This is a genomic window from Ruegeria sp. Alg231-54, assembly GCF_900143525.1.
Classification (GTDB): domain Bacteria; phylum Pseudomonadota; class Alphaproteobacteria; order Rhodobacterales; family Rhodobacteraceae; genus Ruegeria.
The window spans coordinates 236,360-249,354 of record NZ_FREZ01000001.1; the positions used below are offsets into that span (position 1 = coordinate 236,360).

General features: G+C 55.8%; 14 protein-coding genes. 9 read left to right on the forward strand and 5 right to left on the reverse strand.

Going from position 1 to position 12,995, the window contains the following annotated elements; all coding sequences use genetic code 11:
- Positions 1-237 precede the first annotated feature (237 nt).
- The 3 genes from DHN12_RS01230 (at position 238) to DHN12_RS01245 (ending at position 1,717) form a co-directional block, all read left to right on the forward strand.
- Positions 238-744, forward strand: coding sequence for a single-stranded DNA-binding protein (locus tag DHN12_RS01230; protein ID WP_108858549.1), 507 nt, complete (start codon positions 238-240; stop codon positions 742-744).
- Positions 737-1,030: a hypothetical protein gene (locus DHN12_RS01235; RefSeq protein WP_108858550.1), complete on the forward strand. Its 294-nt coding sequence runs from the start codon at positions 737-739 to the stop codon at positions 1,028-1,030. Before DHN12_RS01230 ends, DHN12_RS01235 begins: the two co-directional genes overlap by 8 nt.
- A 210-nt stretch (positions 1,031-1,240) precedes the next feature.
- Positions 1,241-1,717, forward strand: a complete 477-nt coding sequence (locus DHN12_RS01245) for a hypothetical protein (protein WP_108858552.1) — start codon at positions 1,241-1,243, stop codon at positions 1,715-1,717.
- Positions 1,718-2,020: 303 nt separating this feature from the next.
- On the opposite strand, the gene DHN12_RS01250 is transcribed toward DHN12_RS01245, so the two are convergent.
- The gene (locus tag DHN12_RS01250) at positions 2,021-2,314 is read right to left on the reverse strand and encodes a hypothetical protein (protein ID WP_108858553.1); all 294 of its coding nucleotides are present in this window, start codon (positions 2,312-2,314) and stop codon (positions 2,021-2,023) included.
- Positions 2,315-2,529: 215 nt separating this feature from the next.
- On the opposite strand from DHN12_RS01250, the gene phnC reads away from it, so the two are divergent.
- The 5 genes from phnC (at position 2,530) to DHN12_RS01275 (ending at position 7,205) form a co-directional block, all read left to right on the forward strand.
- Positions 2,530-3,339, forward strand: a complete 810-nt coding sequence (gene phnC / locus DHN12_RS01255) for a phosphonate ABC transporter ATP-binding protein (RefSeq protein ID WP_108858554.1) — start codon at positions 2,530-2,532, stop codon at positions 3,337-3,339.
- Between the two features lie 57 nt (positions 3,340-3,396).
- Complete coding sequence (gene phnD, locus DHN12_RS01260) at positions 3,397-4,308, forward strand: phosphonate ABC transporter substrate-binding protein (protein ID WP_108858555.1); 912 nt, start codon at positions 3,397-3,399, stop codon at positions 4,306-4,308.
- Positions 4,309-4,372: 64 nt separating this feature from the next.
- Entirely contained in the window at positions 4,373-5,248 is an 876-nt protein-coding gene (phnE, locus tag DHN12_RS01265; protein ID WP_108858556.1) for a phosphonate ABC transporter, permease protein PhnE, read from the forward strand.
- Positions 5,245-6,558, forward strand: coding sequence for a phosphonate ABC transporter, permease protein PhnE (gene phnE / locus DHN12_RS01270; protein ID WP_108858557.1), 1,314 nt, complete (start codon positions 5,245-5,247; stop codon positions 6,556-6,558). Before phnE (DHN12_RS01265) ends, phnE (DHN12_RS01270) begins: the two co-directional genes overlap by 4 nt.
- 17 nt (positions 6,559-6,575) lie before the next feature.
- Positions 6,576-7,205 carry a DapH/DapD/GlmU-related protein gene (locus DHN12_RS01275; protein ID WP_108859065.1) on the forward strand — a complete coding sequence of 210 codons (630 nt, stop codon included), beginning with the start codon at positions 6,576-6,578 and terminating at the stop codon, positions 7,203-7,205.
- A gap of 335 nt (positions 7,206-7,540) precedes the next feature.
- Here DHN12_RS01275 and DHN12_RS01280 read toward each other — a convergent pair whose 3' ends face one another.
- The 3 genes from DHN12_RS01280 to DHN12_RS01290 form a co-directional block, all read right to left on the reverse strand.
- Entirely contained in the window at positions 7,541-8,488 is a 948-nt protein-coding gene (locus DHN12_RS01280) for a HupE/UreJ family protein (RefSeq protein WP_199913458.1), read from the reverse strand.
- 52 nt (positions 8,489-8,540) lie between these two features.
- Entirely contained in the window at positions 8,541-9,395 is an 855-nt protein-coding gene (locus tag DHN12_RS01285; protein ID WP_108858558.1) for a peptidyl-prolyl cis-trans isomerase, read from the reverse strand.
- Positions 9,396-9,540: 145 nt separating this feature from the next.
- Positions 9,541-10,857: an arginase family protein gene (locus DHN12_RS01290; protein WP_108858559.1), complete on the reverse strand. Its 1,317-nt coding sequence runs from the start codon at positions 10,855-10,857 to the stop codon at positions 9,541-9,543.
- A gap of 131 nt (positions 10,858-10,988) precedes the next feature.
- On the opposite strand from DHN12_RS01290, the gene DHN12_RS01295 reads away from it, so the two are divergent.
- Positions 10,989-11,942 (forward strand): helix-turn-helix domain-containing protein, encoded by a 954-nt coding sequence (locus DHN12_RS01295; protein WP_159089942.1) that lies wholly within the window; start codon positions 10,989-10,991, stop codon positions 11,940-11,942.
- Position 11,943: 1 nt separating this feature from the next.
- Here DHN12_RS01295 and DHN12_RS01300 read toward each other — a convergent pair whose 3' ends face one another.
- Complete coding sequence (locus tag DHN12_RS01300; protein ID WP_108858561.1) at positions 11,944-12,882, reverse strand: AraC family transcriptional regulator; 939 nt, start codon at positions 12,880-12,882, stop codon at positions 11,944-11,946.
- Between the last annotated feature and the right edge of the window lie 113 nt (positions 12,883-12,995).

Below are 12,995 nucleotides of genomic sequence, written 5' to 3' on the forward strand. Positions count from 1 at the left end.
TCACCACACCGCTATGTCACGCACCGGCTGCCACGCCTCGCGCCATTCCCCAGCCTTGCACAACACCTCCACACGCTGCCGCGCCAGTGTTTGTGGGCACGCCCGCCACACGCGCCATTGCGCTGCCCTCACAGGGAGCTGCCACGCCAGTTTGTCAGAGCGGGCGGGGAAGAAAAAAAGCACACCGGAATTCAACCGCGCACACACGCGCGCACCACCAACGCAGTGGAAACACCAATGACACAGAAATCAGGAGCAACCGTCAGCTTTGGCGGGTTCATCAGCAAAGGCGCGACACTGAACGCGGCAGGGTCCGCACAGGTGGCTAACTTCCGGGTGCAAGTTGGCCGAGGCGAGGGGGCCGAGACGTTCGATTGCGCCCTTTGGGGGAAGCGCGGGGAAGCGCTGGCCGCATACCTGAAACAGCGCATGCCGGTGAGTGTCACAGGTCAGCTTGGGCGCAGTGAGTACGAGGGGACTGTCACGCTCACCTGTACGGTGGCGGAAATAGCCCTGCTATCCAACGTTGAGACGCTTGAACGCGAGCGGGAGCACTACTTCGCCAAGAAAGCCGCACAGGAGGCCGAAACGCCCAATTCCAGCACCACACCAGCCAGCAAGCCAAAGCGCCCGCGCAAGCCGCGTGGCAAGCCGAGAAAGCCAACCGGGCGCAATGTGATTGCAGAAGGCGCGCACCCTGATGACGTGATCGAGGGCAAATCCGGAGGGCAAGACAATGACTGAACCACGCACATACGCAGACGTCCGTGCCAACATATCCAACGCCTCCGAGGCAGAGTTCTACGCGGCTGCGTTTTGCGACGCTATGACGATTGATAGCGGTGAGGCCGTGCTTGTGGCCCTGCCGGACCCTGAGGCAGACGCAGGGCTGGCTGTAGCTGCGTCACAGGGGTGGTATGAGACCCCAGCACCCCAACAGGTCGCCCTGCTGCGTGCGCTGCGCCAGTGGGCCGCCGGTGAACTCGAGGCGCTGGGCGAACCGCTGGAGACTGAGGCGGATGACGGATGAACCCCGCACCCCTGCGCAGATCCGCGCCCACAAGCAGGGGCAGGCTGCATACCTGGCGGGTGAAAGCAGCCTCGACAATCCCCACCAGACGGACATTGCCTTTGTGTGGTGGAGGCGTGGCTACAAACAGGCAGAGGCGGTTAACACCGCAGGCCAGCCCCGCTGCCCTCACTGCCACAGGCTCCAGCCCCAACCACAGGAGGAAACGCCATGACGAACGCCAAGCAATGCGCCGCTTGCGGGGAAGCGCTACAGGACGGCCTGCCGGTGTATTCACTAGCACTGCCACGCTTGCACCCTGATTTCCGCTGGAGGCGGGATCTACCGTTGCAAACACGGCAAACCGCACCAGCCATGCATGACGGCCACAACCGCCTGCACTGCTGCAGCAAGGCATGCGCCAACCGCGCGCTACGGCGAGGGGATGCGGGCCCGCCGATAAGTGACGCAGACACAGCCCAAATGCGCGAGGCAGCCAAGCGGCAAAAAAAAGCGGAACACCAGCAGCACCGCCTGCAGCACAAGCGGGACGCAGGCAAGCAGGCCCGGCTGTGTGACTGGTGCGCCAAGGCGTTTGAGGTCCGGCGCAGCACCGCAAAGTATTGCAGCGCCGCCTGCCGCATGGCGGCCCACCGCGCCAAGTCGTTGAATTGCGCCGGGCAAGCTCTGCGTCCCGCCAATCCCTGATAGCGGCCTGTAGCTCATGGGCCTTTACCGAGTGATTAGGCTCTGGACCAATAAAACGACCAAAAGCAGCCGTTCGATGCGAGGTGTTTCAACGACCGAATTGCGGACGAAGCTGCCGCTCGATTTCTTTGAGCTAAGCTCCGCTCTATGTGCTTCGCGACCGCAGCGGAGAGCGCCAAAGACGGCAAGCAGACATTGGCAATAGTTGGCAACAGGATTTTGGTGCACGCAAAATCAAACTTCTTCTGGATAGATTGGCGACGTCTTAGGCCTCGTTGTGTAAGGTCAAGAAGAAGCTTTGACTTAGGCAGGCCCCGTTTCGGCGGCTTCCCAATGTTCGCCCATGGCGACTATGCAAGATGTGCCGTTTGCGTAGTTCTGGACGATCATCCAATCGCCGCTTTTGCGGGTAACCCAAACTTCCAACATGGTGTCCGGATCGCGTAGGCCCATGCCCTGGCGTTCAGCACCCAAAACCTCAGTCAGCATGTTCGTCATGCGCGCGCTGTCATCGCAGCTAACATCTTCCATTTTAGCGCTGGCGAGTGTCGGTAGGGCCAATGAGACAGCCACTATCAAACGGGAACGTGCGCGCATATTTGCTCCATTGCCGGATCGGTTTCCAAATGTAACAGGTTTGTGACGCCCCGAGGATATAACTTTTTAAAAAAGAACTTGTTCTGATCAGTGCCGGCCTGGAGAGAGAAAACTGGCTGTCACAAATCGGTTGTGCAAATGCCAAAAAACTGAATCAAATCCGTCACGCGGATGTAGTGTAGCGCCAATATCAGCCCCTCAAACAAGGGGGCGATATGTTAAAGATCGACGCGCTGACCAAACGGTTCGGAGACAAGACGGCTGTAAATGCAGCCAACATTTCCGTTAACCAGCCAACAATGATCGGGGTCATCGGCCGTTCCGGGGCTGGTAAATCCACCCTGCTTCGGATGGTCAATCGCCTCAGTGATGCGACCAGCGGGACCATTACTTTTGAAGGTGAAGACATCACAGCTCTTCGAGGCGCGGCCAAGCGGGATTGGCAATCGCGATGCGCGATGATCTTTCAACAGTTCAACCTTGTCCCACGCATGGATGTGGTTTCGAACGTGTTGCACGGTACTTTGAACAAGCGCAGCACTTTGGCGACGATGTTTAACCTGTACCCGCAGTTAGACATCCACCAAGCAATCGATATCCTTGACCGGCTTGGCATTGCCGACCAAGCGCCCAAACGCGCCGAGGCGCTGTCCGGCGGTCAGCAACAGCGCGTCGCCATTGCACGTGCGCTGATGCAGGACCCCAAGATCATTCTGGCAGATGAACCGATTGCCTCGCTCGATCCGATGAACGCCCAAGTGGTCATGCAATCGCTTCGCGACATTCACGAACAAGACGGTCGGACAGTTATTGCCAACCTGCACACACTGGATACCGCGCGCCGGTATTGCGACAGGGTGATCGGAATGCGCGACGGACGGATCGTATTTGATGGCGCGCCTGCGCAGCTGACCACCGGTGTGGCTCGCGAAATATACGGGGCAGGCGCAGATTTTTCCGAAGCCGCTACATCCACCGAAATTGAAACACTGGACATGCCAGAGGCCCATAAAGTCTACGCCTGAGCCAGCTGTCACCCGCGCCTTTCGCGGGCCACCTTCATCAACCCAACGGAGACGAAGATGAAAAAGACCCTCGCATTGGCGCTTGCCGCCACAACTGCTCTGAGCGGAGCCGCCTTCGCTGACGGCATCACGGAATTTCGCATCGGCATTCTGGGTGGCGAAAACGCACAAGACCGCATGAACTCCTATCAGTGTCTGGCCGACTACACGACTGAAGCTCTTGGCGTAGAAACCAAGCTGTTTGCGCCTGCCGATTACAACGGCGTGATACAGGGCTTGCTGGGCGGAACGATCGACATGGCATGGCTGGGCGCATCGTCCTACGCCGCGACTTACCTGCAAAACACGGACGCAGTTGAGCCTGTTCTGATCAAAGTGAACGTTGACGGCTCGGTTGGCTATCACTCGATCGGGTTCGCCCGCAAAGACAGCGGCATTGCGTCGCTCGATGACATGGAAGGCAAAGTTTTTGGCTTTGGCGACCCGAACTCCACGTCGGGCTACCTGATACCGTCCATCGAGATCCCGCAGTACAAAGACGGCGTGACCATTGAATCCGGTGATTACTTCGGCGAAGTGAAATTCACGGGTGGCCACGAGCAAACCATCGTTGCAGTCAACAACGGTGACATTGATGGCGGTGTGACCTGGGCTGACGGTCAGGGCAACTGGGAAGACGGCTACAACTCCGGCGCGCTGCGCAAAGCCGTGGACGCGGGCCTCGTCGACATGAATGACATGGTCCAAATCTGGAAATCCAAAGTGATCCCTGAAGGTCCAATCGTTCTGCGCAAGGCCCTGCCAGCAGACGTTAAAGCTACCATGACCGCGCTGGTCGATGGTCTGTTCGAAGCCGATCCCGATTGCGCCTATGGCGTGGCTGCCGGCGACACGCTGGGCTTCCAGCCGGTGACCCACGACACCTACATCTCGATCGTCGAAGCGCGCAAAGCAAAAATCGGTGGCTAAGTCATTTCCATGACGCACCCGACAGGCCTTAGGGCCTGTCGGTATTCTTTTTTCCGGGGACAAAATGGCAGACATTTCCGCAGGCGGCGCACCGCAAAGCGTGGGCAATATCCAGTCGAGCTATAAGGCGCAGGTTCAGCGGCGTAGACTTTATGGCGGCTTGACCATACTGATCTTCGTCGTCCTGATGGTCTCGGGCTTCAACATCGCTGATGACCGCAATGCGGGCGGTTTCTGGGAAGGACTACACCAAATCGGCCACTATCCGGCCGACGTGCTGTCCGAGGCTTGGGAAAAACGCGCCGATCTGCCCGGTTTGATCGCAAAAAGCTTTCCGGCTCTTGTAGAAACCATCAACATCGCCGCGGTCTCGACCCTGATCGGCCTCGTCGGCGGCATCTTTTTGTCTTTGCTGGGCACCCGCGGTCTGGGTAAATGGCCGCGCCTGATCCCGCTCTTTCGGCGCATCTCGGATATCATGCGCGCGGTGCCTGAGATCGTGATCGCGCTTGTTCTGATTTTCGTCCTCGGCGGCGGCCCGGTGCCGGCTATGATTGCCATTGCCTTCCACACGGCAGGCGCACTGGGAAAGATGTTCTCCGAGGTCGCTGAAAATGCTGATCTCAAGCCTGTTGAGGGTCTTGCTTCGACGGGTGCGACATGGTCGCAGCGCATGCTCTTAGGCGTGTTGCCGCAGGTCGCGCCCAACTACATTAGTTATTCTTTGCTGCGATTCGAGATCAACATTCGCGCGTCCGCCATACTAGGCTTTGTTGGTGCGGGAGGTATTGGCTACGAGCTGCGCAATGCCATGGCTTGGGGCCCTGGCCGGTTTGACGAAGCCGCAGCGATCTTCATATTACTTTTCGGAACCATCGTGTTCTTTGATCAGGTCTCCAGCCGCTACCGCAACCGATTGACAGAGGGGCAAGGCCAATGACCGCGACCTATCTAAGCCTGACCAAACACACGGCCGACAAGCTATTTCAACGCAAGCGGCTCATCGGTTTTGGCATCCCGGCAATTATTTTCGCCTATTTAGTTTGTATTTTCTTTGTCTTCGATCTTCCCGGGCTCGCGCAGCGGGCCAACATCGACAACGCAGTCACGCTCGCCTCTGACAGCTGGTCGCACAAGGTTCACGTCACACGCGACAACCGTTCCGGCGAGATCAGCTATGCCGTCGAGGGCGAGCGTAAAGGCCGCTACCCCGAAGGTCAGCGCCCGGATTGGGTCAGTGGCGACGAAGTGATCACTATCGATCTGGGTGGCGACAATATCGTGCGCTACTTGCCGGAAAACCGGACCGAGATCGAGGTGCCCGGTTTCCCGTTGATCGAAGTGCAGGCCGAGGGGCGCAGCCTAACCAGTAACCTGCCGGAAGACTTGCCCGATTGGATTTCAGCCTCAAACCGCCGCATCGGGATCACGACGCCAGAGGGCCGAATTACGCTGACCGGTGCGCGCACCGAAGTGTTCAACTATTTCCCCGGATGGGAGCTATTCTGGTTCACCCTCGACAGTCCGTACCACGACCAAAGCCTTGGTTCGATACTGTTTGGCGAACGATTGGACCCCGAGCGCGGAAACATTGCTGGGGCTGTGTCCGATTGGTGGCACAACAAGATGTGGCGGCACAAGGATGTAGCCTGGGCGATAGGTGAAACGATCCTGATGGCTTTCCTTGGCACGATGGGGGCCGCGATTCTGGCTCTGCCTCTGGCCTTTTTAGCTGCCAAGCGTTTTTCGCCATTTATGCTGCTACGGGCGAGCACGCGGCGGGTTTTTGACTTTGTACGCGGGGTCGATGCACTGATCTGGACCGTTGTTCTGGTACGCGCCTTCGGTCCTGGGCCGCTGACAGGAACACTGGCAATTCTGATTACGGACACCGGCACGTTCGGCAAGATCTTCTCCGAAGCATTAGAAAACGTGGACCAGAAGCAGATCGAAGGCGTTTCCTCGACCGGGGCCAATCCGCTGCAATGCTACCGCTTTGGCGTGATCCCACAGGTGGTGCCGGTGCTTCTGGCGCAGATCCTCTACTTCCTGGAGTCCAATACGCGTTCGGCCACGATCATTGGAGCAATCACCGGTGGTGGCATCGGCCTTATGCTGACACAGGCTATCCAAACCCAGAAGGATTGGGAAGAGGTCGCCTATTACATTGTCCTGATCGTCTTCATGGTGATGTTTATGGATTGGTTCTCGGGATGGCTGCGCGGCAAATTGATCGGAAGCAAGGACTAGTGTTGGACGACAAAACTATGCCCAAACTTTCGGCAGACACACCCTATATTCATCCTGATTGCGAAATTACAGACAGTAGCTTTGGCGCATTTGTAGAGATCGGCAAAGGCTCGCGCGTTAACAATTCGGTTTTTGGCGACTACAGCTATTGCGACCGCTACGCTGACATCGTGAATGCCCAAATTGGCAAATTTGCCAATATCGCGGCCTTTACGCGCATCGGCGCAACAGACCATCCCCTGCACACCGCATCTTTGCATCACTTTATGTATCGTTCTGACGACTATTGGCAGGATGCTGGGCGCGACGAAGCATTCTTTGCTCACCGCATGTCCCGCACCGCCACCATCGGCCATGACACGTGGATCGGTGCAGGTGCCATGGTGAAACCAGAGGTCACACTGGGCCACGGCGCTGTCATCGCGGCAGGCGCTGTTGTGACCAAGGACATAGAACCCTATACCATTGTCGCGGGTACCCCGGCTAAACCATTGCGCCTTCGTCAACCACGTGAAATCGCGGAACGACTGATCGCTCTGGCCTGGTGGGACTGGCCACATGCGGCACTCTACGCAGCGCTTCAAGATTTTCGGACGCTGAGCGCAGAAGCGTTTTTGGAAAAATACCAAGGCTCTGACGGGGCGTAGCAAAATTGTCGTGCTCAGAGTAACCGTCGCCACGGAGCAGTAAGTAAGGGTTGGACAAATGGCAGCTTTGGGCTCGAAGCAGACGTTCGCTGCACTCGGTGTGAAAGACTGCAATGCGGACTTTGCTGCCGTTGCCCATTCGGGTGTTTGCTGACGCAGCATCCGTTCGCAGGCGCGGCACGCTCATCGCTGCCTTGCAGCCGATGTCGCCAGACCGGTCATTCAAAACTACATCGATGCCCAAATCTCAAACCGTCTTTCAACAAATCTACCAACCGGAAGGTTATGCAGACCCAAAAACGCCGTTTCGTTGGATATCGCAGTTCGCCAGAGTCCTATGCGAATATGTTCAGCGTTCGCTCAACAAGCCAGTAAGCGGACATTGTCCCCAGCGCATAGATTAAAAGATATTGCGCGCCGGTTCTCAGGTGGTTGGGTATCGGCAATTTTTGCAAGAACCACCCGATGGCGAGAATGGCTGCAACAAAAATCAGCTGGCCGATTTCCACGCCGATGTTGAAGAACAGCAGAGCAATCGGAACTTCCTGAGGCGGTAACCCGATTTCCGACAATGCCCCAGCAAAGCCCAGACCATGCAAAAGGCCAAAGACGAAGGCCACCATCCAGGGCGCTCGATATGTCAGCGAGCTGCCACCGCGCATATGGCTGATGATCTCGGAGGCGAGAAAAACGATAGACAATGCAATCGTTGCCTCCACGGGAGCGGAAGGCAACGAGACATAGCCAAAGGTGGCAAGCCCCAATGTGATGGAATGTGCAATGGTAAAGGCTGTGATGGTTTTTACCAACAGCCAGCGACGATTGACGATGAACAGGAGCGCGAAGACGAACAGCAGGTGATCCAGACCGGCCAGAATATGTTCGACCCCAAGAACAGTATATCGTTTGGCGGCGCGCAAAGAAGATCCGGATCCTGCGAGCCACTCGTCCAGATGCAACGTGATTGTGGCGCCCTCTCTCTTGGCCAGCCGCGTCACCGGCTTCTGGCCCTGCCAGTGCGCCGAGAGCAGCACACCTTCGCGTTTCCAGGGCAACGACACTTGGTCGGTGGCCGTTAGCGAGGTGGTGCAAGAGAAATTGAATGTGACTGCGTAGGAGCCCCTTTCGCCATTTGGGTTTCCAATGAACTCACACTTGTCCGGCAATATCGGCGAAACAATGGCCGGCGAGATCCGCCTCGGCACTTTCGATACAAGCCGGTATTGCCCGGGACCCATTTCGATCAGGTCGGCGCGGTCGACACCCAATGTATGAGCGCGCACCGGGCCGACTCCTGCAAAGAGAAGCGCTGTCAGAAAGAAAAGCGCAAAGGCCCTAACCACCCGTGCTATCTCCGGCGATGTCTTCGATTTCAATTCTGTAGCCAGGTTCGACGGCACGCATTTCTTCTTCCATCATTTCGCGTGACTTGCTGGCCAGCCACTGTGTCGCAATCCAGTCCTTAACTTGCTCGAACTCAGGCACCTTTGGCGGATTTTTCCGTTTCACGCGCAAGAAATGTACAGTGCCGGTTGGAGAAACAAAGGGTCCGTTCCAGGCAACGCTGTCTTCTAGGGCGGCGAGGACGCCTTTTGCCGTCGCCCCTCCGAAGGCCTGCACAATGCGTCTTTGGTCCATGTTCTTGAGGGTTCTGCTAAAGACAAAATCGGTCTCGCCGAATAGACTCGGATCTGCGTCGGCATTGAGCTGCTGCAAAAGATCACTCGGAACCGCATCTGCGGAGTTGAAAACGACGTGATCCAGATCGACACTCGGCGGACTTTCAAACTTATCCTGGTTCTCCTCAAAAAACGCTTTCAGTTGCTCTTCAGTCGGCTCGGGTAAGTTTCCGGATATGAAGAAACGCATGTTTTGCAGCAGCAGCCCGCGCACGCGGGAGCTGTCAGAGTATCCGCGTTTCACCGCTTCACGAACCAATATCTCTTCTTCGACAAAGCCACTGACGATCTCAGATTTTTCTGGGTCAGTGAGCGGCCTCAGTGACAATTCCTCTTCCTGATCGAAAAGGAATTTCTGTGTGGCCGCATCTACGAGGATCAGTTCGCGCTTGTCTTGTGCGAAGATGGCCTGACACGCAAAGATGAGCGCCGCCAGGACCAAAAAATGCAACAATGGCTCGCGAATGATGCTGCGAAAAAAACTAGAAGCGCTAGCGCTGTTATCGGTCATACCTGTGTCAGCCAGCGGTTTGAAATGGCTCGAAACCGTTTGTTCATGTCGTGCACCCTGCCTAAGAAAAGCCCCCTCATAAAAGGCGTCTTTTAGTGATTAACGCAAGTCTGTTTGTAGCGGTGGCGCGACCAGGCGGCGCTGTTCACTTGCTGTTATCCTCAAGCATCGAAGGATGCACATAGTTAGGATTGGTGATGCCAGACTTGCGTGCTGCATAGGCTGCAAAAATATGGCGCTGCAACCGGCTGATCGCGTTTGCAGTGTTGCGGCGGCGGTCGTCCAGAATTGGCGAATATTCTGAGAAATCTATGGCAATCACTTCATTCTGCAGGAAGATCATGCGAAGCAATTTCATCATCTCGAGCGTGGTAAAGCCTCCGATCTCCGGGTTGGAGACACCGGGAACATGCGCTGGATCAATCACGTCCATGTCCAGCGAGATATAGATCCTGCGTCCCTTAAGCTCATCAATGAGTTCCTGAGCCGTTTCGTCAAATCCGTTTCTCTCGAAACGTGGCATGAAGTAATAATTCGTCTCATTATTGAACATCCAGTCCATACGCTCGACACTTTCATAAGCACCGCGCAGGCCGACATGGAAAATCTGGTCACCATTGATGAGCCCCTGTTCGTGCGCATACCGCAAGGCGGCGCCGCCATGGGTGAACATGCCAAGCCTGCCATCCGGCGGCGCCAGATCGGTATGGGCATCAAAGTGAACGACTGTAAAACTCTTAGGGCCAAAGTGATCATAAAGCGCTATCAGCGAGGCGACTTGGGTGCCATGGTCGCCGCCAATGATCATAGGCATGGCTTCACCGTCGAGGATTTCTTTGAAAACCAGCGCTTGGTCCGCGAAGTTCTGCATCATTAACGACGGGTGCTGGTTGGCATTGCCATAGTCAACGATGTTGAGTTCGTCAAAATACTGGTTGTTGAACCACATATCGTGGCCAGTCTGGGCAAAGTCATAGTTGTGAATGAGGCGCATGTAATTGGCGGCCCAACCTGTGCCGCTTGAGGGGTTGTATTCGGATGGGGCTCCAACCAGAGCGATATCAACATCGCCGGCTTTCAGATCATCCGGCGTCATCGCGATCGGAAGACCAAAATAGGTCGGGAACGCATGTTTCATCGGAACGGCATAATACCGTTGCAAGTCAATGGGACCGGCTTCGCGTTCGGGATTGTCGCCGACCATATCTTTTCGCAAGTAATATTTGTTCCACCCCGGATCGAGTAGCTGAACATTCGGATTATTCGGATCCCGCCACGGAACGAGCGTTTGTGGCAACCCGTCAATTTGGGGTTCTGACGAAAGGTCAGGCGTGGGGTTGTCTTCGGCGAAACCGGTTGTTGCTAAAGCCACAGCGACCAAGGCTGACATGTTGAGCAAACGTACAGCGCGAATAATCACATTCGACCCTCTCAATTTGGAGAAACTAGATTTGGCAGACATCAGGCTATTTGACTCGAAAAAATTGCGCTATGCAGAAAGTGCATTTGATGCATAACATTGGTCTCAGCGACGCGACGGGCCCTGATTTCTGTCTTTTAGGTACCTTGCGTTGGTTTTCAGGAGAGCGAGTAATGCTGTCGGTCGACAAATTTTCCATTGATTTGGCAGACGCGGATACGCTGGCGGGATTCTATTTACAACAGACCAGCACGGACACTCGGTTTTTGCAGATGAACACCGGCGCCGCGATCCTGGAAGCTCAAAGTATCGATCTTGGCGATCTGTGTGTGATGCGGGTTTCTGGCAATGGGAAACACCTGTGGACCGACAATATGGTGTCGCATGAGTGGCGATTTGCCGTTCTCGCTCAGGCAGAAGGCAGTCCCAAGATTGGTGATCAGGACATCGCCAAAACAACGGCCCACCTGCTTCGGCCCGGTCAATCGTCTGACCTTCTGACCAACGGGTATTACACGACATTGGAGATAAGTTTTTCGCAGGATTTCGCGCAGAATTACGGTTGGGACTGTCTTCCACATCAAACCGCGGAAATCGATTACTCTGTTTCTAAAGCTTTAAGCCAGGTGGCCAACCGGATGTTTTCCGGGTTCAGCCTCGCCAGCACACCGCGACTTGCGACGTCAGATACGTGGGACGCGCAAGCAGCTATTCTGGATCTTCTTGATGTGGCGCTTCACCCCTGGCAGAGGCCAGACTTTGACCAAACCCGGGCACACGGAAGCCGCACTAGCGGCCACATCGTGCAGGAAACATGGAAACTGCTTGCCGACAATGACTATGTCATCGACACAAGTGTATCGGCACTGGCCCAAGAGATCGGAGTCTCCAAGCGCAGCATGTTTCAGGCCTTCAAAAACCAATATGGAGTGGGCCCGCGCAGATTCCACGAACTCTTGCGTCTCAATGCCCTGCGATCCTGCCTTTACTATGCAGCCGATGGCGGAAACTCCGTGACCAGCCTTGCAAATGAACACGGGTTTTCGGAACTCGGGCGCATGGCTGGCAAATATCGGGCATTATTCGGAGAGCTCCCAAGTACCACGCTGTCACGCCGCCCGATTTGAGTCAGCGCCGCAGCGTTTCTTTTGGGAATTCGCCAAATTGATTTTGGTATTTTCCGGCCATGCGACCAAGGTCGCCAAACCCCATCTCTGTCGCTATCTGGGTCACCGTCTGTCTCGACGCATCGGCTTTTTCCAGACGGGATCGCAAGTCGTTAAGCCGAAGAAGCTCAAGGTATCTTCCGGGCGTCAGACCCATGGATCTGCGAAAAGCATAAAATAGACTGCGTCGCCCGACACCAAGTGCGCGCGAAACAGATGTCAGATCTACGAAGGGCTCGTTCACACTACCCATGAATTTGTCCATTTTCCGAACGACTTGATGATACCTGTTGCTGCGGAGAAACTCAAAACTTGCAGCGTATTGGGTTGGCAACCAAGGGGTTAGAGCGGCTTCCAGTGCGTTCAGGATGTCGCCTCGCGCAACCGCAAGGCCCGGTGCTGCGGAACCGCCGCCACCAACTTGAGTGACCAGTGCGCTGGCCCGGCGACAGACCTTCACCAATTGCTCCAGTTCCGGGCCCGGTAAGCGTGCCAAAGGCGGTCCGGAGAAAGTCCAGCCCAATTCATCCACAAGCTCTCGGGAGACACCGATTTCTAGGGTTTCGACGGCTCCATGAAAAACATAGTCCATGTCATGTCCCGGGCGGAACAGCATGGCATCCTGTGAACTCAGAGCGTGCCCAAGCGACGTTGCGCCATTTTCGGCCTTCAGCATGACTGCAAAATGCAACCTGCCATCGTCTGTCATCTGATCCTGCCAGCGACAATGCGACTGACACTTCGCCCACAACAGGCTGACCCCATCAACCTCAAAGACCTGATAGTTCAGATTTGCCGCCCCAGTAGAGAACTGAGTGTAGCCCGGAACCATGCCTGTCGCCTGATACAGGAACTGCGAAATGTCGTCGGCATCGTGTAGCAGGATGTTCTGGATCGTCATCTCACACCTTACCTGTATTGCCGATCAATTCGTTCGAAAGGACTGATTACATTTCAAAAAATGATGCACAATTTACGTATCTTTGTCAGCCTCTGTTTTGCAAAATGATCTGT

Excerpts from the sequence above, each read along its gene's own strand:
- DHN12_RS01230 (WP_108858549.1), top strand. The coding sequence starts at position 238 with ATGACACAGAAATCAGGAGCAACCGTCAGCTTTGGCGGGTTCATCAGC.
- DHN12_RS01235 (WP_108858550.1), top strand. The coding sequence starts at position 737 with ATGACTGAACCACGCACATACGCAGACGTCCGTGCCAACATATCCAAC.
- DHN12_RS01245 (WP_108858552.1), top strand. The coding sequence starts at position 1,241 with ATGACGAACGCCAAGCAATGCGCCGCTTGCGGGGAAGCGCTACAGGAC.
- DHN12_RS01250 (WP_108858553.1), bottom strand. The coding sequence starts at position 2,314 with ATGCGCGCACGTTCCCGTTTGATAGTGGCTGTCTCATTGGCCCTACCG.
- phnC (WP_108858554.1), top strand. The coding sequence starts at position 2,530 with ATGTTAAAGATCGACGCGCTGACCAAACGGTTCGGAGACAAGACGGCT.
- phnD (WP_108858555.1), top strand. The coding sequence starts at position 3,397 with ATGAAAAAGACCCTCGCATTGGCGCTTGCCGCCACAACTGCTCTGAGC.
- phnE (WP_108858556.1), top strand. The coding sequence starts at position 4,373 with ATGGCAGACATTTCCGCAGGCGGCGCACCGCAAAGCGTGGGCAATATC.
- phnE (WP_108858557.1), top strand. The coding sequence starts at position 5,245 with ATGACCGCGACCTATCTAAGCCTGACCAAACACACGGCCGACAAGCTA.
- DHN12_RS01275 (WP_108859065.1), top strand. The coding sequence starts at position 6,576 with ATGCCCAAACTTTCGGCAGACACACCCTATATTCATCCTGATTGCGAA.
- DHN12_RS01285 (WP_108858558.1), bottom strand. The coding sequence starts at position 9,395 with ATGACCGATAACAGCGCTAGCGCTTCTAGTTTTTTTCGCAGCATCATT.
- DHN12_RS01290 (WP_108858559.1), bottom strand. The coding sequence starts at position 10,857 with ATGTCTGCCAAATCTAGTTTCTCCAAATTGAGAGGGTCGAATGTGATT.
- DHN12_RS01295 (WP_159089942.1), top strand. The coding sequence starts at position 10,989 with ATGCTGTCGGTCGACAAATTTTCCATTGATTTGGCAGACGCGGATACG.
- DHN12_RS01300 (WP_108858561.1), bottom strand. The coding sequence starts at position 12,882 with ATGACGATCCAGAACATCCTGCTACACGATGCCGACGACATTTCGCAG.